At 57.8% G+C, this 19,030-nt stretch carries 16 protein-coding genes; 2 read left to right on the top strand and 14 right to left on the bottom strand.

Translation table 11 applies throughout. From position 1 onward, the window contains the following. Positions 1 to 10 precede the first annotated feature (10 nt). The 5 genes from FHW68_RS02100 to FHW68_RS02080 all read right to left on the bottom strand — a co-directional run bounded on the left by FHW68_RS02100 (position 11) and on the right by FHW68_RS02080 (position 7,210). Positions 11 to 3,331, bottom strand: a complete 3,321-nt coding sequence (locus FHW68_RS02100) for a toxin VasX (RefSeq protein ID WP_095630455.1) — start codon at positions 3,329 to 3,331, stop codon at positions 11 to 13. Further along, the gene (locus tag FHW68_RS02095; RefSeq protein ID WP_095630454.1) at positions 3,328 to 4,227 is read right to left on the bottom strand and encodes a DUF4123 domain-containing protein; all 900 of its coding nucleotides are present in this window, start codon (positions 4,225 to 4,227) and stop codon (positions 3,328 to 3,330) included. The genes FHW68_RS02100 and FHW68_RS02095 overlap by 4 nt, the downstream gene beginning before the upstream one ends. After that, positions 4,220 to 6,262 (bottom strand): type VI secretion system tip protein TssI/VgrG, encoded by a 2,043-nt coding sequence (tssI, locus tag FHW68_RS02090; RefSeq protein WP_183678455.1) that lies wholly within the window; start codon positions 6,260 to 6,262, stop codon positions 4,220 to 4,222. The genes FHW68_RS02095 and tssI overlap by 8 nt, the downstream gene beginning before the upstream one ends. Before the next feature lie 131 nt (positions 6,263 to 6,393). After that, positions 6,394 to 6,909, bottom strand: a complete 516-nt coding sequence (locus FHW68_RS02085; RefSeq protein WP_007900657.1) for an Hcp family type VI secretion system effector — start codon at positions 6,907 to 6,909, stop codon at positions 6,394 to 6,396. Positions 6,910 to 7,015: 106 nt separating this feature from the next. After that, positions 7,016 to 7,210: a hypothetical protein gene (locus FHW68_RS02080; protein ID WP_183678453.1), complete on the bottom strand. Its 195-nt coding sequence runs from the start codon at positions 7,208 to 7,210 to the stop codon at positions 7,016 to 7,018. Between the two features lie 102 nt (positions 7,211 to 7,312). Between FHW68_RS02080 and FHW68_RS02075 the strand changes: the two genes are divergently transcribed. Next, positions 7,313 to 7,990 carry a type 1 glutamine amidotransferase domain-containing protein gene (locus FHW68_RS02075; protein WP_095635211.1) on the top strand — a complete coding sequence of 226 codons (678 nt, stop codon included), beginning with the start codon at positions 7,313 to 7,315 and terminating at the stop codon, positions 7,988 to 7,990. Between the two features lie 119 nt (positions 7,991 to 8,109). Here FHW68_RS02075 and FHW68_RS02070 read toward each other — a convergent pair whose 3' ends face one another. The 5 genes from FHW68_RS02070 to FHW68_RS02050 all read right to left on the bottom strand — a co-directional run bounded on the left by FHW68_RS02070 (position 8,110) and on the right by FHW68_RS02050 (position 14,444). Beyond that, entirely contained in the window at positions 8,110 to 9,510 is a 1,401-nt protein-coding gene (locus FHW68_RS02070; RefSeq protein ID WP_183678451.1) for a VOC family protein, read from the bottom strand. A gap of 129 nt (positions 9,511 to 9,639) precedes the next feature. After that, positions 9,640 to 10,857 carry a glycolate oxidase subunit GlcF gene (gene glcF / locus FHW68_RS02065; protein ID WP_183678449.1) on the bottom strand — a complete coding sequence of 406 codons (1,218 nt, stop codon included), beginning with the start codon at positions 10,855 to 10,857 and terminating at the stop codon, positions 9,640 to 9,642. A 12-nt stretch (positions 10,858 to 10,869) separates the two neighbouring features. After that, complete coding sequence (gene glcE / locus FHW68_RS02060) at positions 10,870 to 11,919, bottom strand: glycolate oxidase subunit GlcE (RefSeq protein ID WP_183678446.1); 1,050 nt, start codon at positions 11,917 to 11,919, stop codon at positions 10,870 to 10,872. Beyond that, complete coding sequence (gene glcD, locus FHW68_RS02055) at positions 11,919 to 13,418, bottom strand: glycolate oxidase subunit GlcD (protein WP_095635207.1); 1,500 nt, start codon at positions 13,416 to 13,418, stop codon at positions 11,919 to 11,921. Before glcD ends, glcE begins: the two co-directional genes overlap by 1 nt. Before the next feature lie 96 nt (positions 13,419 to 13,514). Next, the gene (locus FHW68_RS02050; protein ID WP_095635206.1) at positions 13,515 to 14,444 is read right to left on the bottom strand and encodes an alpha/beta fold hydrolase; all 930 of its coding nucleotides are present in this window, start codon (positions 14,442 to 14,444) and stop codon (positions 13,515 to 13,517) included. Positions 14,445 to 14,647: 203 nt separating this feature from the next. On the opposite strand from FHW68_RS02050, the gene FHW68_RS02045 reads away from it, so the two are divergent. Then, positions 14,648 to 15,721, top strand: a complete 1,074-nt coding sequence (locus tag FHW68_RS02045) for a diguanylate cyclase (protein ID WP_183678444.1) — start codon at positions 14,648 to 14,650, stop codon at positions 15,719 to 15,721. A gap of 35 nt (positions 15,722 to 15,756) precedes the next feature. On the opposite strand, the gene FHW68_RS02040 is transcribed toward FHW68_RS02045, so the two are convergent. From FHW68_RS02040 to FHW68_RS02025, 4 genes are all read right to left on the bottom strand, one after another. Beyond that, positions 15,757 to 16,395 carry a transposase gene (locus FHW68_RS02040; RefSeq protein WP_183678442.1) on the bottom strand — a complete coding sequence of 213 codons (639 nt, stop codon included), beginning with the start codon at positions 16,393 to 16,395 and terminating at the stop codon, positions 15,757 to 15,759. Further along, positions 16,392 to 17,171 (bottom strand): hypothetical protein, encoded by a 780-nt coding sequence (locus tag FHW68_RS02035; protein WP_183678439.1) that lies wholly within the window; start codon positions 17,169 to 17,171, stop codon positions 16,392 to 16,394. Before FHW68_RS02035 ends, FHW68_RS02040 begins: the two co-directional genes overlap by 4 nt. 299 nt (positions 17,172 to 17,470) lie before the next feature. Then, a complete protein-coding gene (locus FHW68_RS02030; protein ID WP_183678437.1) occupies positions 17,471 to 17,644 on the bottom strand; it encodes a hypothetical protein in 174 nt (57 codons plus the stop codon). A gap of 282 nt (positions 17,645 to 17,926) precedes the next feature. Next, positions 17,927 to 18,796, bottom strand: a complete 870-nt coding sequence (locus FHW68_RS02025; protein WP_183678435.1) for an oxaloacetate decarboxylase — start codon at positions 18,794 to 18,796, stop codon at positions 17,927 to 17,929. Positions 18,797 to 19,030: the final 234 nt, after the last annotated feature.

The following is a 19,030-nucleotide window of genomic DNA, read 5'->3' as shown; positions in this document are numbered from 1 at the left end:
GGTTAGGCAACTACAGGGAGTCGCTAGTTACTAGCAACCAAGGGGCATCCGTGGTACGTGTCTTTAACACAGATACTGATTGAAGCAGTTTGCCATTCTGCGCGTTTAGGGTCGTGGTTTCGAATCGCTTCTCTCGGAAAAATTTATTACCGGCTACGGGGTGGTAGCGTAAAACGACGGCAAGACCATGCTGGGCGTTAGCTTCGTGTTGGAATATTTCCAAGCCAAGCTTGAGAGGTTCGCCCGGGGCACCTAGTAGATTGAGTTGATACAGCAATGGTTCGCTCCACGCTTCCCAGTCATTGCGCTGATGGTTAGTTAGCCAGTAAGCACAGAGGCCGAGACTGACATCTTCCAGATCATTGGCTGTCATCCCCGGCACGCTCAAGACGGCCATGTGCTTGCTGTTTACTTGTTGTAGGGCTATCTGCGGAGCGGCAGTAATATTTGCTAACATCAAACGCTCCTCTGCAAGACTTCGGTTTGCGCTCTGCTTGCCCCAAGGACCTTTAAGCAGCCATTTATCCAGTTCGGTCTTATTATTACGGTTGTATAGCCATTCACCACCTAGCTGGAGTCCTGTCAGGACTAGGCCAATCAGGTTGGCCCGTGCGGCGACGCTGAGCAACTTACCACCAGCCGTAACCCACGCAAGAGCGCGCGCCTGGCTTACATTCGTCATAGCTTCAAACGTGTATTGAACTGTTCGTGCGGTCGCCCAGCCATTGACAACTAGTTGGCCGGAGTCTCCAGCCAGCGTCATGCTAGCCCCAGCTAGCTTGGCGCCATCGCCTGACCGTAAAGCTTCGGTCCACCTTGCGGCAGACCCTTTTTCACCGTACAAACCGGTGCCTGCGGCAATAGCGCCAAAAAGGTAGGAAAACGGCCCCAATACGCCTGTAATTTTGCCTAACTTGGCGGCTAATCCGATTTTAGCTGCGGTACTCGCATAGTTTTCAATTGCGACAGAAAGGCCGGTAATAGCAATTCCTTGGGCTGCGGCAATAGTCCCCCCAATCATTGAAAAAAGAGCATTTGCTACAGCCAACTTATCGGAGAAATCCGCCTCTTTTTTTCTAGCAATTTCACTATAGACAGTCGCAAAGCTGATAATTTGCAGAACTGCTGCTGCTGAAGAAAACAAATCCCCTCCAGCTGATGCGAAAACCGCCTTGCTTATTCCTTTGGAAGGACGCTTGAGCCGATAGTCATCGGCCATCCGCTCAAACTCAAGCACCTGAGCATTGTTAAGCCCTTTGATCTTGAAGGCAGCCTTACCCGGCCCGTCACCAACAGGACTCATGGCCTGAGCTATCCGCCCTTCAAGTGGAGCGACAGTTTGCTGAATGGCTTTGCGGCGAGATACCAAGGTTTTGTAACCGCCTTTTGGTAACCGGCCTTTACGTTCATCAGCCAGGGTTTGCCGAATCTGATTTTTCAGCGAAGTCATTTGCTGGCGCAGATCTGTCAGTTTGGCCATATCAGCTTTGAACGCGGCAATTTGATTCGCAGAGGCAAACTCCAACGTAATACCCCCCTTACCAAAGGCACGCAGAACATCTATCCAGGCCGAGCCAGGAATTCGGCGCAATACTTTTGCTGGATCTAGCGGCTGGCCACTGCGTAGCGCTTGCATGGCCTCATCCAGCGCTCCTGCCAGGCGCAATTGCTTTGCCGGCTCATACGCCGTGTTGCGCAACTGACCGAGCACAATGCCGTTTTCACTCAATTGCATTGCTGCTGCGAGATTTTGAGTGAGCAAATTGCCAAATTTTCCGCTGAGAGCCTGGGCACCCTGATAGTCGTCCTTGGCCATATAGGTATCGCGCAGGGACTTGACGAAAGATGTGACCTTGGCGTGCATGTCCTTCTGATCAGTCAAGCTCAATGTGAAGAAGGTTGGTACGGTAAAACCCGGCTGTTTCTCGATCAGATCGGCAAGCTTTTCAGTCGCTTTATCTGTCCGGCAAATGTCTCTCATACAGGCATATTCAGTAGCGAGAGTTGTGTCTAGTTGATCGCCAAATTTGGGGTCGAAATACCAGGCTGAGCGTTGGAAGCGTTCTTCATTGATCAGATTCGCGCGATCGTCACTGATCAGATCTAGACGTTTGTTCCAGCGACTGAGTTGGGCGCGTTGCTGTTTCAGAAAGGCTTCCATAGCGGGCCGATCGATCAGATCGTTGATGCCTTGTTGCCCCATTTTCGCGCCGTCGAGCGCGTCATCCGCGTTGTCTTCGATGGTCTCGATCAGGTCTTCGTACTTGGAATGCAAAGGTCCAAGACTCGTACGCATCCGCGACTTTGAAGCTGCAATAGCCCCACGCTGCGTACCGACACCAGAATATTGGGTTTTATTTTTAGCGTTGACGTAGTCGACGATAGATTGCCGCTGCTCTTCGCTTGTTTCGTCCTTGAGTTTGGCAAAACGAGGGTCGCCTTGGGCTGCATTCAGAATGGTTTCGCCGGTTACGGTGTACAACGATTCGATGTAGCAACCAAACACATACTTCTTTTGATTGGCTTCAGCGTCACTCCAGTCACTGATCCAGCCAGTGACCAAATCCTGATGCTCGGCGAGATCGCGCAGCACGCCCAAGTCATCCTGTATGACCAAGTACAGATGGTCACGCTCATTTTCTGCCTTGACTTGCTTTTTGAGCGCGCCCAACTGAGTTTTCTTGAAGTGCGACGCTTGCTCCCAGAGATAGTCCTGGCTTTCCTCAGGTTTGGCACCCGTAACCGCCGGTTCCTTACTCGGCTGCTCCGCAACTTCCGCAATCCATTTTTCCGCCTGACTTGGCGTCAACAGATTAGCCGCGCCTTTCTCCGGATCAGCCTTGGTCAGGTCTACTGCCTGCATGAAGTATTCACGCTCGGATTTGTGCTTGATGACCTGCGCGCATTTGGCGGCGGTCCATTGCACTTCTGAGTAGTTGACGTAGAGCTTGCTCAAACGCGGGAAGATCAGCACGGCTTCGCCCACGTTGCTTTCGCGTTTGTTGGCGGTGATTTCGCCTTTTTCCCACAGCAGTTGGGTCACGATGCCGTTCTGAATTCGGTATTCATGCATAACGGCTTGAGGTTTCTTGTCGACGATGACGTAGAGCCAGCCATCGCGGATCAAGCGAATTCCCAAAGGACGCGAGGTGGTTTTGTACGGCATGGCTAGTGCACTGGATGGGTCGAGTCGTTCGACCAGGCCGTAACGGAGAGGGATGAGCTGGATTTTGGCCTTCATCAGCGAGCAGCCGCCCAAGGCACACTTGCCATCGTCCCGGCTTTTTGCAACGTTGTTCGGGCTTTTGCCGGTCGATGTGGGCGTTGTCATCCTTGGCTCCTTGGCAGGGTTTCAGCCCGTTCCTGGGCAATATCAGCGACCCGTTCGAGTCGCTGAGCGGGCGTTTGTTCCGATGGCGTTTTAAGTATCGCATCCAGGTCCGGATGTTCTTCCAGCGCTCGCTCACCGAGAAACCCGTAAATGTTGGCGTAGAGAGTGATGTCGAGCTCGGTGTTGAAGCCTCGATCATATGAAGTCGAAGCCAATGCATGTAGGTGTTCCCAGCGCTGCAGAGGCGTTGCTTGTGCCTGATAGGACGGAAAGTATTCGTGCATGTGTTCGTTGAGGCGCAGGACGATGCTGCGAAAATTCACTTCATCCAATTGACTGAGTTGTTCGTCGCTCAAGCGGTAGCGTTTGCTGTGATTCGGTTCGGGGACTTTGCCGGGGCGCTGGTTGATGTGCCAGCAGCCCAGCGCCGCATCGGCGGTGACGATCTGCGGGCAAGGGCCGAACAGGGTCGGGTCCTTGATGCTCTCGCCGTGGCTGAGCAGCGCGTGGGCCACGGCGGGGTCGGCGACGCGCAACAGGACTTCTTCACCCTGAGGGTGCATGACACTGGTCAGCCAGCGGAAGTGCTCGACCATGTGCTCCCAGGGTTGATCGCTGAACACGAGGTAGCCCCATTCTTGGCGAGGCTCAGCCAGAAACTTTGCCAGGATGGGATTGTTCTGCGCTTTTATCTGAACCAGACACGGCGAAACGTCGCCCAATTCAACCCACGGGGTACCGAGGTAGAGTGGCTCGAAAACCGGATTATCCGACCATTGATAAAGGTGCTGGGGCAGTTTTTCGACGCTGACGCCATCCAGCAGCAAACCGACGGTGCCATTCCACGGCAGGCCTTGAGGTAACCCATTTTCCAGTGGCCACTCGGACTTAAGCATTTTGCGCCTCCAGTTTGGCCTTCTCGCAGATCGCGCAGATTGGCTTCTTCTGCATCAACGCTTGCCGCTGTGCGGGCACCAACAATTGGCCAGCCTTATCCGCATCCGCCGGCTTCAACACCCCAGGCATCAATGGCGCCGCACCGGTGCCGCTGCCCGGGCTCCCTCCGGAGTTCATGTTGATCACCGGGCCGCTCAGCGTGACGCCGCTGGCGTCGATCTTGATGAAGCTGCCGCCGCCCTTGAGGGTGAGTTCGCTGCCGGCTTCGAGCACGACTTTCATGCCGCTGCTCAGGTGGATTTCCTGGCCGGCTTCGATGAACTGGCCGGTGCCGACCTTGATGTGCTGGTTGACGCCCACGGTCAGGTGGTCATTGGTGCGGGCTTCGACTTTGCGATCGGCATAGACGGTGTGGTGTTCTTCGGCCTTGAATTCGCTGTAGCTGTTTTGCTCCACGGTGTCGTGGCGTTCGTTGCCGACGCGGATTTTCTGGTCGTGTTCGACGTTTTCGTCCCAGTCGCGCTGGGCGTGCAGGAAGATCTGTTCCTGGCCTTTTTTGTCTTCGATGCTCAGTTCGTTGTAACCGCCGCCACCCGGAGAACTCAGGGTTTTGAAGGTGCTGCGGGTTTTGTTCGCCGGCAGGGCGTACGGGACGACGTTTTCCTTGTGGTACAGGCAGCCGCTGATCAGCGGTTGGTCGGGGTCGCCTTCGAGGAAGCTGACCAGCACTTCCATGCCGATCCGCGGGATGGCGATGCCGCCGTAGTGGGCGCCGGCCCAGGCGGAGGAGACGCGCAGCCAGCAGCTGGTCTTGTCGTAGGCCTGGCCTTCGCGGTCCCAGTGGAATTGCACTTTGACGCGGCCGTACTGGTCGCAGTGAATCTCTTCACCTTTGGGCCCGGTGACCACGGCGCTCTGGCTGCCGAGGATCCGTGGTTTGGGGTGCTTCAGCGGCGGGCGGTTCGGCACGTCCCAGGGGGTGGCCTGGAAGCGGTTGCGGTAGCCCTGGTGGAAATCGTCCTTGAGGTTAGTCGTGCTGCTGGTGACCGATTCTTCCAGCACTTGCGGCTGTTTGCCTTCGTGGAGGATTTCGGTCAGCAGCCACAGGTCGTTCCATTTGGCCTTGGGGTGTTGGGTCAGGGCCAGGAAGTGGCCGCTGACCAGCAACGGCTGATCGCTTTTGCCTTCGGCGAGCTGGAAGTCGCTGCGGTGACGCTCGAGGGCGCGCTTGGCCAGGTGCTTGCCGCGTTCGCGATCAATGAAGCGGCCGGGGTAATCGTAGTCTTCGAGGTCGGGCAGGGCGTCGCCACGGTGTTCGCTTTCCAGGGTCAGGCGCGGTTTTTCGAAGTCGTAGTCGCGGCGGGTGGTGCGGCTGGTGCGGGTTTCCAGGCGCAGGTCGAAGCGCTTGATCACCGGGTCGTTGGCGACCATGCCGGAGTCTTGCTGGTAGGCCACGGGCGCCAGTTTCGGGAACACCGTCTGGTCATCGCCGAACACCAGCTTGTGGGCCGTGGCGCTGTGCTGGAAGTGGTAGTGGATACCTTCTTCCTCGCACAGGCGCTGGATGAATTGCAGGTCCGATTCATCGTACTGAACGCAGTAAATGCGCTCGGGATAAATCGCTCCGACTTTGAATTGGTAGGCATTGCTTTGGATGCCGTGCTCTTCGAGGACGCTGCCGATGATTTTCGGCACGCTGAGGTTCTGGAAGATGCGTTGGTTGATGCGGTGCGCCAGGTAGGCCAGCTGCGGGCGCAGGGTCACGGCGTAGCGGGTCAGGCGTTTGCCGGAATCGCCCTGGGCGGCGCGGTAGATCTGGCCATGGATGCCGCTGCCGTCAGGCGAGAGCTGCAAAAAGGCCGGTTTGTGCAATAGCGTTTCGAGGTCCAGGGACGGCTGTTCACTGACCAGCTCCACCTCAAACACAAAAGGCTGGCTGATGGCTTCCCGACCTTGCAGGGCAAGGACCTGGAGATCGTTCTCCAGACCTTCGACAGTCAGGGCAAAGTGGGTCTGATTGGCCGGCGCGAACATCCCTTGTTCCTCATGCAGTGCTGCGGCGCACGCCGACACCCAAACGGGCGCTTGCGGGCGCGAAAATTCCAGGTAGGCGCAAATGACATCGACCAGCAGAGCTGGCCGATGTTTGGAACCGTCAGCCGCGATTAAGCGACTGGAACACGCCAGTCATCGGAACCCGAGGTACCGGATACTTCGTGGGTCCAGGTGATTTTGCGGTAGGTGAATTGCACTTCTTCCAGGTGCGTGAAGTGCGAGTTCGACGGATCCTGGCAGTTGTGCATTTTGTTGTTGATGGCGACGATGATCGCGTCTTCCAGTTTGGTGGTGTAGTAGTGCTCTTGGGTACCTTGAGCCGAAGTGCGGTACCACTGGATAACGATTTCGCTCATGCGCTCGCCGGAGGTCAGCGCCGCTTGCAGCAGTGGCGAGGACTTGTCGTAGACCTTGGTGATCACGACTGGCTTGTGTACGCGCTGACCGGTCGGTTGGCCGGACTGTGGGTCACGCGGGATGATCACGTCGTGGCTGAACGCCTGAACCATGACCTGGTCTTCGTGGCCTTCCTGGTAGGTGTTGCCAACGGAGTCGGCGGTGAACGCGCCGGCAGTGATCAGGCCTTGTTTCTCGCCGGTAACCGACATGTACGCTGGTGTAGCCATGGATGTGCTCCTTGCTAAAAAGTTAGGGTGCCCGGGAGGCGGTATCGCCCGGTGGGTGCCTGACTGTTATCAAGGAGCGTGCCAGAAATGATTAAGGCTATATAAATCAGTTGGTTGAGGTGGTTTTTCCAACGCCGGAGAGATTTTTGGCAAGGATCTGCTGAAAAAGTGCGCAAGAAGTTGCGCACCACTGCGCAACTTCTTGCGCACTCGGCTGGAGGGCTTGATAAACCTGACGTCCAGCCTCGCTCAAGGACTTTTCACCGACACAGTTGCGCAACTTCTTGCGCATCAAGGCCATGAGCCGTCACCCCCCGACAATAGGCGCAACGAACAGCGCTACCCGGAGGTCAAACCCAGCATCTGGATCACTGACCAATCCTGACATCGACTGGAGAACGACATGAAAATCCTGATGGTTTTAACGTCCCACGATCAATTGGGTAATACCGGTAAGAAAACCGGCTTCTGGCTCGAAGAATTCGCCGCGCCGTATTACGCCTTCAAGGATGCTGGCGCGCAGCTGACCCTGGTTTCACCCAAAGGCGGTCAGCCACCGCTGGACCCCAAGAGTGATGAGCCCGACGCGCAAACCGAGGCCACCGATCGCTTTCGCAAGGACTCCGCTGCCCAGTCTGCATTAGCGTCTACCGGGCTGCTGGACACCGTGCGGGCTGAAGACTATGACGCTGTTTTCTATCCAGGCGGGCATGGCCCGTTATGGGATCTGGCAGAAGACCCTTTTTCAATTGCGCTGATTGAAGCGTTTTACAAGGCGGGCAAACCGGTGGCGGCGGTCTGCCATGCGCCGGGGGTATTGCGTCACGTCAAGGATGCGGATGGCCAGCCGTTGGTCAAAGGCAAGCGTGTAACGGGCTTCACCAATTCCGAAGAAGCCGCTGTGCAGCTGACGGACGTGGTGCCGTTTTTGGTGGAAGACGTGCTCAAAGCCAACGGGGGACTCTTCTCCAAGGCCGATGACTGGGCGAGTTACGTTGTGGTGGACGGTCTGTTGCTGACCGGTCAAAACCCGGCGTCTTCGGAAGCGACCGCCAAGGCGTTGTTGGCGAAGCTGCAATAAGATCAAAAGATCGCAGCCTGCGGCAGTTCCTACTTCGACCGCGTGCAACCGCAATGCAATGGGTGCCCTCGACCCGTAGGAGCTGGCGAAGCCTGCGATCTTTTTTGCAGCCATCACGCCTATTCGGAAACGTTCAAACCCAGTGCTGCAAAACACTCCCCAATCGACCGCCGCTGCGTCTCGGCATACAGCCCCAACTCATCAATCGTCGATCTTCCCAAGGCCTTTTCGAACGCTTGCTGGTTCGAATGCACGCCATAGAGGGTTTGCGCCGCGTCCCCCAGGTTCGACTGAAAAATCCCCGCCGCGCTGACCGGCAAGAAGTCTTCATACACCAGCGGTTCAACCCGCACATAGCCTTCGCGAAGCAAATCCTCCAGCGATAAACCCTTCAGCCCCTTCAGCCCCTTCGCCGCCAAGCCTTTTTCCGTCACTAAGTAGCGAAAGTACGCCAGTTCCTGTCGGCGCATAGCCTCGACCGTGTCGGGGAATTCGGCAAAGTGCTGCGTCATGAGTGCGTTGTAGCGTGCAGCATTGGCTTCGTTGGGGAAGTCCTTGAGTTCATCTCGGGCAGCGTTAAGCAAGCGGTCGTAAAGCGCCCGGCCTTTGGGGGTGAGCGCCGCGCCGCGTTGCTCGATTTCACCGAAACGGGCGCTATGGCTGCCGCGGGTCTGGGCTTGATCGGTGAAGGTGACGGGTTCGTCCAGCGCCTTGAAGCTGGTTTGACGCAGCAGGATCGGGCACTTCCGGCGAGGCGGGCCTTCGATCACCGCTTTGGGAGTGATGCCATGGGCGGGCATTTGCGCCTGGACGATGTCGATGTCCAGGGTGCGTGGCGTCAGATGGTTAATGTGTGGGCCTTTGAAGGCCACCACGTCGGCGATCAGCCGGTGCTGGGCGCTCAGTTGCTGATATTGCTCGGCGGTGACCGTGGCGCTGTGGTGCCAGCGGAAGGTTTCCAGGGCTTGTGCGACAAAATCCTGCGCCTCGTCTTCGCTCAGGCCGCCCCGGGTTTCAGCACGTTCAATAAGGGCCAATGCCGCCGGAGTGAAGATCGAGCGCTTGTCCAGCACCGACTGGGCAAAGGCTTGCAGTTGGGCGTCTTCGATCAGCTCCAGGCGCAGCAGCGAGGTAAACACCCGGAATGGACTGACCTGCAACGCGGCTTCATGCACGGCGCGGAACGCAGTGGAATGCACCGGAACACCGGCGGGGGTCAGATCGTAATACCCCACCGGCTGCATGCCCATTACCGCAAACAGGCGGGCGAGGGTCGCCAGTTCGGCGGCGGTGCCCACCCGGATCGCGCCGTGGCGTTCCAGGTCCAAACGCTGGATTTCGCCGGTGCTGTGCAGCTGTCGGGCGATCTGCGGGTCGCTGTCCAGCACGTGGCGGTTGGTCTGTTCCACCAGTTCCATCAGCGCGCCATACAGCGGCACTTCTTCGCGGTACATGTCGGACATCGCTTTGGAGAAGCGTTGGCGGATCAGGTCAGGGCTGACGAAGTTCGGATGGCTCATGAAAAAGAATTCCTGGCGCGGTGTGTGAGGATGCGGGAAAAGATCGCAGCCTTCGGCGGCGCCGACAAACGAAGTTTCTGACGAACTTCATTCTGCCAAGGACTGTTCTTGCAACACTGCCCCATTCGTTTAACGTAATACTGGGTCGACCAGTTCGATCCAGTGCCTGACCGGCGTTCGTCCGGCGCTGTTGAGGTGGTTCTGACAGCCGATGTTGGCGGTGGCGATGACGTCGGGGTGGCCGCTTTCCAGAGCGTTGAGCTTGTTGTCGCGCAGTTGCCGCGCCAGTTCCGGTTGGGTGATCGAATAGGTGCCCGCCGAGCCGCAACACAAATGACTGTCGGGCACTGCCGTGAGATTGAAACCCAATCGGGTCAGCACGGCTTCTACCGCACCACCGAGTTTTTGAGCGTGCTGCAAGGTGCAGGGGCAGTGGAAGGCGACGCGCTGGTCAGTGGCGGTGCAGACCCGTTCCAAAGGTTCAGCGGCCAGCACTTGCACCAGGTCCAGGGCCAGTTCGCTGACCCGTCGGGCTCTGGCCGCATAGATCGGATCGCGTTCCAGCAAATGCCCGTAATCCTTGATGAATGCGCCGCAGCCGCTGGCGGTTTGCACGATGGCTTCGGCGCCGTTTTCCAGGTGCGGCCACCAGGCGTCGATGTTGCGTCGGGCGCGGTCCAGGCCCGTGGCTTGGGCGTCGAGGTGATAGTCCAGTGCGCCGCAACAGCCGGCATCGGGTGCCGGGATCACACTGATTCCCAGCCGGTCCAGCACCCGCGCGGCCGCGGCATTGGTGTTCGGCGAAAGACCAGGCTGCACGCAGCCTTCGAGCATCAGTACCCGGCGAGCATGCCGAGGGGCAGGGCGCTTGCCTGCGGCGGGGAGGTCGTGGGGCAATTTTGCCTCTATGCCCCGTGGCAGTAACGGGCGAAACGTCGCGCCAATCTGCAGCAGGGTTTTGAACAGGTTCGGATTCGGCGCCAGTGCCCGCAATCCCTGACGCAACAACCGCTGACTGGCTGGGCGTGGCACCGCTTGATCGATCACGGCGCGGCCGATGTCCAGCAAGTTGTGATAATCCACCCCGGACGGGCAGGTGGTTTCGCAATTGCGGCACGTCAGGCAGCGATCCAGATGCAACTGCGCTTTGGCCGTGGCGGGGGCGCCTTCGAGCACTTGCTTGATCAGATAGATGCGCCCGCGCGGCCCGTCCAGTTCGTCGCCCAGCAGTTGGTAAGTCGGGCACGTGGCGTTGCAGAACCCGCAATGCACACAAGTGCGCAGAATCTTGTCCGCTTCTTCGGCGCGGGGCAGTTGCCGAGACTGTTCGCTGAGGTTGGTTTGCATTGAAAACGTCCCCTAAAGCTCCGCGTACATTCGCCCAGGGTTGAACAGCCCTTGCGGGTCCAGTTGCGCCTTGAGTTGTCGGTGATAGCGCAGCAGTGCCGGGGCCAGCGGCTGGAATGGCGTTTCGCTGACGCCGTGGCTGAAACAGGTGGCGTGTCCTGCGAGTTCACTCGCCAGTGATTGAATGTTGTCGGCTGCAGATTTCAACCAGCGTTGTGCGCCGCCCCAGTCGATCAGTTGCTCGCCAGGCAAATTCAGAGGCCCAAGGTTGTTGGGCAATGACAAGCGCCACAGCGGCAGGCCCTCATTGAAAAAGTCTAGTCGTTGTTCGTTCAGGTCAGCCCAAAAACCGGAGTCCAACGGTTCGCCGCCGAGCCGTTGATGCGCGGCCGTGACCGAACCTTCGCCGCCTTCGAGCCGCAGAAACAGACGCTGACCGTCGTGGCAGGCGGCGCTGATGGGCAGTGGTTGCTGGCCCCATTGCGCCAGATTGTCCAAAGCGCGGGCGCAGTCGATGTCCAGGCTGATGCTCAAGCATTGCCGGGGTTTGGGTAGCACTTTGAGCGAGACTTCGGTCAGCACCCCGAGGCAGCCGTAACTGCCCACCATCAGGCGCGAGAGGTCGTAGCCGGCGACGTTTTTCATCACTTCGCCGCCGAAACGCAGGTGGGTGCCGAGGCCGCTGATCACCCGCGTACCGAGGACAAAATCGCGCACTGAGCCAGACCACGGGCGCCGCGGCCCGGACAACCCCGCCGCGATCATCCCGCCGACGGTGGCACCTTCGCCGAACGACGGCGGCTCGCAGGGCAGCATTTGCCCCGCTGCATCCAGTGCGGCAAACAATTCGCTCAGCGGCGTGCCGGCGCGAACGCTGATCACCAGCTCCGTCGGGTCGTAACTGACGATGCCGCGATGGACGCGGGTGTCGAGTATTTCTCCGGCCACCTCCCGGCCAAGAAACGCCTTGGTGTTACCGCCCTGAATGCGTAGCGGCGTGGCGTTCTCCCGCGCCTGTTTGACTTGCTCCAGCAGGGCTCCACTGGCATCGACGTCCGGCATCAGAAACGTTCCAGTTCAGGGAACGGCAATTGCCCGGCGTGGATGTGCATCGCGCCGAATTCCGCGCAGCGGTGCAGGGTCGGGATGTTTTTGCCGGGGTTGAGCAGGCCCTTTGGGTCGAACGCGGCTTTAACTGCATGAAACAAGGTCAATTCGTCGCTATTGAATTGTGCACACATCTGATTGATTTTCTCCCGGCCGACGCCGTGTTCGCCGGTGATGCTGCCACCGACTTTCACGCAGAGTTCGAGGATCTTGCCGCCGAGGGTTTCGGCCCGCTCCAGTTCACCGGGCTGGTTGGCATCGAACAGGATCAGCGGGTGCATGTTGCCGTCGCCGGCGTGGAAAACATTGGCCACGCGCAAGCCATATTCTTTCGCCAGGCTGGCGATGCCCTTGAGCACGCCGGGCAATTCGCGACGGGGGATGGTGCCGTCCATGCAGTAGTAATCCGGCGAGAGACGGCCAATCGCCGGGAAAGCGTTTTTGCGTCCGGCCCAGAACCGTACGCGTTCGGCTTCGTCCCGAGCCTGGCGCACGTCGCTGGCACCGGCCTGTTGCAGCACCTGGCGGACCCGCTCGCAATCGTCATGGACATCGGCTTCGACGCCGTCCAGTTCGCACAGCAGGATCGCTTCGGCGTCCACTGGATAACCGGCGTGAATGAAATCCTCGGCGGCACGGATCGCCAGATTGTCCATCATCTCCAGGCCTCCCGGGATGATTCCAGCGGCGATGATTTCGGCCACTGCGCGACCGGCTTTTTCCACGGAATCGAAACTGGCCAGCAGGACTTTGGCGACCTGGGGTTTGGGCAGCAGTTTGACCGTGACTTCGGTGATGATCCCCAGCAAGCCTTCGGAGCCGGTGAACAGGGCCAGCAAATCGAAGCCTGGCGCGTCCAGCGAGTCGGCACCGAGGGTCAAGTGCTCGCCTTCGAGGGTAAGTACTTCGAGTTTTAGCAGGTTGTGTACGGTCAGGCCGTATTTGAGGCAGTGCACGCCACCGGCGTTTTCCGCGACATTACCGCCGATGGAGCAGGCGATTTGCGAGGACGGGTCTGGCGCGTAATACAGACCGAAGGGCGCCGCTGCCTGGGAAATCGCCAGATTACGCACCCCTGGCTGGACCCGTGCGGTGCGGGCGGCAGGGTCGATGTGCAGGATATTGTTGAACCGTACCATCACCAGTAGCACGCCTTTGTCCAACGGCAGCGCCCCGCCGGACAACCCGGTGCCAGCCCCGCGTGCCACCACCGGCACGTTGCGGGCATGACACAGCCTGAGCAGCGCCTGCACCTGTTCCAGCTGCCGGGGCAGGGCGACCAGCATCGGCGTGGTGCGATAGGCCGAGAGGCCGTCACATTCGTAGGGTTTGAGTTCTTCTTCGCGCCAGAGAATGTCCAGGTCCGGCACCTCCTGCTGCAAGGCTTTGAGTAACGCAGCCTTGTCGACATTGGGCAGAACACCGTCGATGCGTTCGTCGTACAGAATGTTCATGATCGCGCCTCAGATGAATCGCTGAACATCACCCCGAATTATCCGCCGAATATCCCCGTAGCAGCAGCCTCGCAGCCTCGCAGGCTCGAGGAGAGCTCATGAGCGATGTGTCTCCAAAAACTCCCGATACAGCCGCGCGGTCTTGGACGGTTGTTCAACCATCGGCATATGGCCGACACCGTCCCAGATCTCCACCTGCAGATCGGCGATGCCCTTGCTCCAGACCGGTACGCTGCTGACGTCGATCAAGCGGTCCTTGCGCCCCCACAGCAGCAGTGCCGGGCATTTGATGTCAGGCAGTTTGGGCTCCATCGGCGGGCTGGCGTGGAAATCCCTGAAGATTTCTTCCAGCTCGTCGCGCTGCTGTTCATAACGCTGGGCGACAGCGTCCAGCACGATCCCCGGCACCCATGGCGGCGAGACCATGGTCATGGCATAAAAATGCTGGAATTCTTCACGGGAATGAATCAGAAACGGATTGTGCCCACGAGCCAGGTGTCGCTCCATGTCGCTGGGCTCGGGGGCCGTGACGCCGGCCGGGTCGATCAGCGCCAGCGAAACAATGCGCTCCGGGTAATTGGCCGCCAGCCACGCCGCGATGTAGCCGCCCATGGAGTTGCCGATCACATGGACCTTTTCGACCCCGCAAATATCGAGCAACTGGATCAACCGTTTAGCCTGGACCGGAATGTCATAACCCCCGCCGGCCTTGAAGCCGGTTTCGCCGTGCCCCGCCAGATCAGGAATAATCACCCGGTAGTCGTCGACAAAATGCCGGGCGAAGCGCAGCCAGATGTTTTTGTCGGCGCTATAGCCGTGCAGCATCAGCACGCTGCTGGAGGCTTCGTAAGGGCCGCCTTGCCAGGTCGAAACTGTCATTTCGGGGATTGGCACGACGATCTTGTGCAACCGGTACAGCCGGGCCTCCAGCGCCATGTTCAAGTCATAGAGCCAGTAACCGATGGCCGGGTAGCTCAACCAGCTCCAGGCCACGAAGACGGCGATAGTGACAACCAACAAAAGCATCAGGCTATTCCTTGTGATCAGGGTAGGTTGTTTATCGATCCTTCCCTTCATGTATAGACCAAACATTGGGCACTCAACTCATGGGAGGCCACGCTATTCAGACCGCCAACCGGTGATGGCTATTTGCCGTTGCCCTGATAGACTTCAAACACACTTTCAAACCCGTGTGTTGTCAGGCTCCGTTCAGCAGTACAGAGGCCTCTATGGAAAAAAAGGGAGGAAAGGGACTTTCATTGGCCAGGAGGCTTTATGGGTCGCGAATTCTGGGGCTGGCCCTGGGATTATTGTGCGTCGGCGCAGGAATGTATCCACTCGACCCGGCGCCATGGGTCTGGGGGATGATGTTGTTCAACGGGCTGCTCTGGCCGCATGTGGCCTATCAATGGGCGCGCCGGGCGGAAATTCCTTTTCGTGCCGAACACCGCAATATCCTGGTGGACGCGTTTCTTGGCGGTTTCTGGGTGGCCGCCATGCAGTTCAATCCGCTGCCCAGCGCGGCGACCCTTTCGATGATGGCGATGCACAACGTGGCCATCGGCGGCGTGCGTTTTCTGTTGCTGGGTGCCGTCGCGCAGTTGCTCGGGATCGGCGTCGGGCTGTTGGTGTTCATGCCGGCGTTTGTCCCGCTGACCAGTCCGTTTCAGCTGTACGCCTGCCTGCCTTTGCTGTCGATTTATCCGCTGTCCCTGGGCTGGGTCTGCTTTCATCAGGCCCATACCCTTGGCCGACACAAGCGCGAGTTGCTGGCCCTGAGCCGCACCGACAGCTTGACTGGCCTGCTGAATCACGGTGCCTGGAAAGATCAGCTGGAAATCGAGTTTCAGCGTTGCCAACGCCAGCAGCAGGGCGGGGCGATTGCGCTGATCGACATCGATCATTTCAAAACCATCAACGACACCTACGGCCACGTCGCCGGTGACATCGTCCTGCGTCGGCTGAGCAAAATGCTCAAGCAGAACCTGCGGGCAACGGATGTCGCCGGCCGTTATGGTGGCGACGAATTCTGTGTGCTGCTGCCGGACCTGCCGCTGGACCGCGCTGCGGTCGCAATGGATGCGCTGCGTGATCGTTTCGCCACCCTGGGTTACGAGCAGAACCCACCGCTGAAGGTCAGTTTGAGCATCGGCCTGGCAGCCTTCAATCCGGCACATGACGATGCAACCCTATGGCTCAACGACGCCGACCAGGCGCTCTACGAAGCCAAGACCACCGGCCGCAACCGCGTCATTTGCCACAGCGACGGTAAACCGCATAAGGCGTTGCTCAATTCTGTATAACCCCGGGACGTCACCTTGCCGATCTCCTGTTCAGGCTACTTCATCCCCAGCAATGACAACGTGTGTTCGTAAAAGGCGGTCTCCTGCGTTGCAATGCCGGGGTACGTGGGCGAGTAATCCTCGTCAAAACACCAGGCCTGAGCACTGGTCGTTAGCGGCGCATGAATAATCAGGCTTAGCGAAGAAGACATGCTTCGAGGTGGCAGTTGTCGATGCACCTCGTAATAAGGTTGCATGTGCATCACTTCACCTGGGGCGAGTTTGATTGTTGTTTCGTCGCCCAAAGAAGGACGAATCCCGGCACGTAATGGCGTCTGATCGAGGATCTTGCGCTTGATGGAGATGTAGCCATCGCCGCTGTAACCCACCGCGTAAATCTCAAAATCGTGGGTGTGGTTCAAGTTGTAGATAAAGGTTTCGCTTTCGTCCTGGCTGGACACCGGAGCCCAGAAACCGAGGCGCACGGAATAGGCATCCGAGTAGTGCAGCACAAAGGCGTAGGCGTTATACAAACTGTTTTTGGTGCTATACCCGTCTCGTTGGAGGGTGTTGTAAAGGTGCTCGCTCAGCAATGTTCTGTGGGTGGCGAGTTCCCGCAGGTCGGCGATGATGTGTGATGTGTCTCGATGGAGATCGTACGTGTCCATGCGTTCAACGAAGGTGGCCAATTTCATGCAATCTCACCCCCGTGCTGATCCAGTAGTTCATTGAGTCGAGTGTTTTGCAGGTTTCTTAGAAGAGGCGCATAACCCAGCGCTGTAGCGGGATTTAGCAGATGAATTATCTGGAACGCCTTCCATGCGACGGCGGGGTGATAGTGATAGATCAGTTCTTCGGCCACTCTGCTGGCGTCGGGATCCTGGGCGGCCTCCAGCAACTCCAGGCTGACCAGATAGCGGGCGGCGCTATCGTCGTGAGGGAACCAGGCAATTTTTTGCAATGACACCCGATCAAAAACGTAAATGTCAGCGCTCTTGTCAGGAAAGTTAACACTGCCGATAAATGCGCTGTGTCCGGTGCCGTCCACATTACTGTCGAACAGGGTTTGCGTGCCATCGATGAACAACGGGTTGCCGGCATCGACGATGACCAACTCTCCACGCGTCAGATGTTCATCTTCGAGTTTGTAAAGTTGAAGAGAAAATGAGGCAGCGTTAATCGAAAATAAAACACTGTTGCCGGGTACGGAATAGAGGTGTTCAGGTGCAGGTGCGTTATCAGGCGTCTTGAGGCTGATATTGCCAACTTCATTGCAATGTAATGTCAGTGTTCCAGTGTGGGTGTTGGTCCGTCTCAGGATCTCCGCCTGTTGAGACGATTCAAAAGTGCGTGCTGTTTTTTTAGGTAACTGGTTGGCCAGTTTTTTAACTTCGGCACTCATGTTCAGTGTCTTGATGCGGTTAATAAGTTGTGAAGGCGTCAAATCAGCGTCGAGCAAGGTTTTTATCATGAAGCATCGCCTTGTTTTTTATGGCTTGTAATGATGAGGCTGTTGAACGGTTTAGTTGTAAGTAGACGTCAGAGGCTGAGTGCCGTGGCCGCTGACGTCTATCCAACAGATGGGGCGGTGCCGCCAAGCAGGTTTGCGCATCACGCTCAACTGCCAGCAGCGTGTGATGACGTAAAGGTTGCCAATATTAAGGCGGCGGATATGTTTCCATCAGTTCATGCCGTGGTGTTTTCTTTGAGACGCGGCAATGATGTTTTTTTTACGCGAAGTAATTGCAACCCGGTAATCGCTAAACGGTGTTAATGCTTGGGTGCGCTCCAGAATTTCTTGATTTCGTGAATGTTACCGATATTGAAGCGCAGCCCATCCCAACCAGGACAGTTGGCTTCATGGTTGGATTTTGTCGGCGTGGCAATAACTTTGGCATCGGCGCGTAACAGAGGAGCCTGTTGCCAGTCATTGGTGGTTTTCATATATGTTTCCTTGTTGTTGTGATTGCGGCGAGTAGTCGCTCGGTATGTAAGTTGCTTTCAGGGTTAAATGTTTTTGTTGTTTGACGGCGGTGAGATTAGAGAGGGCGATGTTTAATATCAACTGAGGAGTTGTTATTAAATGTTGGTGTTTGTTTTCAGGTGTGTATTTCCTGGCCAAGACAGATCATAAACATTCGCCCGTATTCTCTTGCAACCCTGCCGGTGATATTGCATCTACCGGCCGAATCACAAGTCGTTTCAGGCGCTGGAATCAGCGAGGACTCATTCCTTGACACTCATGAACTGTTCCGCCCAACGAATGTATTCCTCAGGCTGGGTGTAGGTATGCGTCAGTTCCGTCGCGCTCAGATCCGATGCCTGGGTGAAGATTTGGCGTTGTTCGCGCAGGCTGTCATAAGTCGCCTTGATCGCAGCGAAGTAGGCGCCATGACCGTCGATGGTGACGCGCACACCCAGTTCGGCCAGGCGATTGTCGTCGCGCAGCAGCGGGTTGCCATAGGTGACAAGCATCAACGGCACGCTCAACTGCTCGGCGATCTGTTCGAGATGATCGAAGTCCCGCACGCCCACCATGCAAATCCCGTCCGCCCCCGCCTGTTGGTATTGCTGGGTGCGACTGATGATTTCCTGAACCGGCAGGATTCCGGCATTGGTTCGCGCAATGATCGCCATTTCCGGGTCGACCCGGGCTTCCAGAGCCGCGCGGATTTTGCCGACGCCTTCCGCGACCCCGATCAGATCAGTGGATTTGCGGCCGAATTGTGCGGGCAGCAAGGTGTCTTCAATGGTCAGGGCGGCCACGCCGGCGCGTTCGAGTTCGACGATGGTGCGCATGACGTTGAGCGCGTTGCCATAGCCGTGGTCAGCGTCGGCGATGACCGGCAATTGGGCCACGCGGCCGATACGGGTAGCCTGCTCGGCGAACTCGCTCAGGGAAATCAATGCAAAATCGGGGGCGCCCAGCACCTGCAGCGACGCGACCGAACCGCCGAGAATCCCCACTTCAAAACCGAGGTCAGCGGCAATGCGCGCCGACATCGGGTCGAAGACCGAGGCGGTGTGATAGCAGGCGTTGGAAGCGAACAGTTGGCGGATGTTACGGCGCAAATCTTGATGTGACAGCCTGGACATATGAGTTCCACCATACAAAGGAATGGAAGGGCTTGAGCAAAAGTGTCAACGCCGAAAGAACAAAAGGCTATCACGAGAGCGAATCAAGAATGATGACGAATTTGCCGACCACTGGAGACAAGATCAAAAGATCGCAGCCAGCGGCAGATCCTGCAGCGTGCATACATCCGGATTGAAACGAATCCTGGCCTCGACGCGATCCCTTGTAGCAGCCGCCGAAGGCTGCGTTCGAGT

The sequence above is a fragment of the Pseudomonas sp. Tn43 genome (assembly GCF_014192635.1).
Lineage (GTDB): Bacteria > Pseudomonadota > Gammaproteobacteria > Pseudomonadales > Pseudomonadaceae > Aquipseudomonas.
The sequence above is the reverse complement of the archived record's forward strand: the minus strand, read 5'-3'. Positions and strand labels throughout refer to the sequence as shown.

Bases quoted from the DNA above. Each gene is read 5' to 3' on its own strand.
- FHW68_RS02070 (WP_183678451.1), bottom strand. From the start codon at position 9,510: ATGAGCCATCCGAACTTCGTCAGCCCTGACCTGATCCGCCAACGCTTC.
- FHW68_RS02050 (WP_095635206.1), bottom strand. From the start codon at position 14,444: ATGCTTTTGTTGGTTGTCACTATCGCCGTCTTCGTGGCCTGGAGCTGG.
- FHW68_RS02085 (WP_007900657.1), bottom strand. From the start codon at position 6,909: ATGGCTACACCAGCGTACATGTCGGTTACCGGCGAGAAACAAGGCCTG.
- FHW68_RS02025 (WP_183678435.1), bottom strand. From the start codon at position 18,796: ATGTCCAGGCTGTCACATCAAGATTTGCGCCGTAACATCCGCCAACTG.
- FHW68_RS02095 (WP_095630454.1), bottom strand. From the start codon at position 4,227: ATGCTTAAGTCCGAGTGGCCACTGGAAAATGGGTTACCTCAAGGCCTG.
- FHW68_RS02035 (WP_183678439.1), bottom strand. From the start codon at position 17,171: ATGATAAAAACCTTGCTCGACGCTGATTTGACGCCTTCACAACTTATT.
- FHW68_RS02075 (WP_095635211.1), top strand. From the start codon at position 7,313: ATGAAAATCCTGATGGTTTTAACGTCCCACGATCAATTGGGTAATACC.
- glcD (WP_095635207.1), bottom strand. From the start codon at position 13,418: ATGAACATTCTGTACGACGAACGCATCGACGGTGTTCTGCCCAATGTC.
- FHW68_RS02040 (WP_183678442.1), bottom strand. From the start codon at position 16,395: ATGAAATTGGCCACCTTCGTTGAACGCATGGACACGTACGATCTCCAT.
- tssI (WP_183678455.1), bottom strand. From the start codon at position 6,262: ATGTTCGCGCCGGCCAATCAGACCCACTTTGCCCTGACTGTCGAAGGT.
- FHW68_RS02100 (WP_095630455.1), bottom strand. From the start codon at position 3,331: ATGACAACGCCCACATCGACCGGCAAAAGCCCGAACAACGTTGCAAAA.
- FHW68_RS02030 (WP_183678437.1), bottom strand. From the start codon at position 17,644: ATGAAAACCACCAATGACTGGCAACAGGCTCCTCTGTTACGCGCCGAT.
- FHW68_RS02045 (WP_183678444.1), top strand. From the start codon at position 14,648: ATGGAAAAAAAGGGAGGAAAGGGACTTTCATTGGCCAGGAGGCTTTAT.
- glcF (WP_183678449.1), bottom strand. From the start codon at position 10,857: ATGCAAACCAACCTCAGCGAACAGTCTCGGCAACTGCCCCGCGCCGAA.
- glcE (WP_183678446.1), bottom strand. From the start codon at position 11,919: ATGCCGGACGTCGATGCCAGTGGAGCCCTGCTGGAGCAAGTCAAACAG.
- FHW68_RS02080 (WP_183678453.1), bottom strand. From the start codon at position 7,210: ATGGCCTTGATGCGCAAGAAGTTGCGCAACTGTGTCGGTGAAAAGTCC.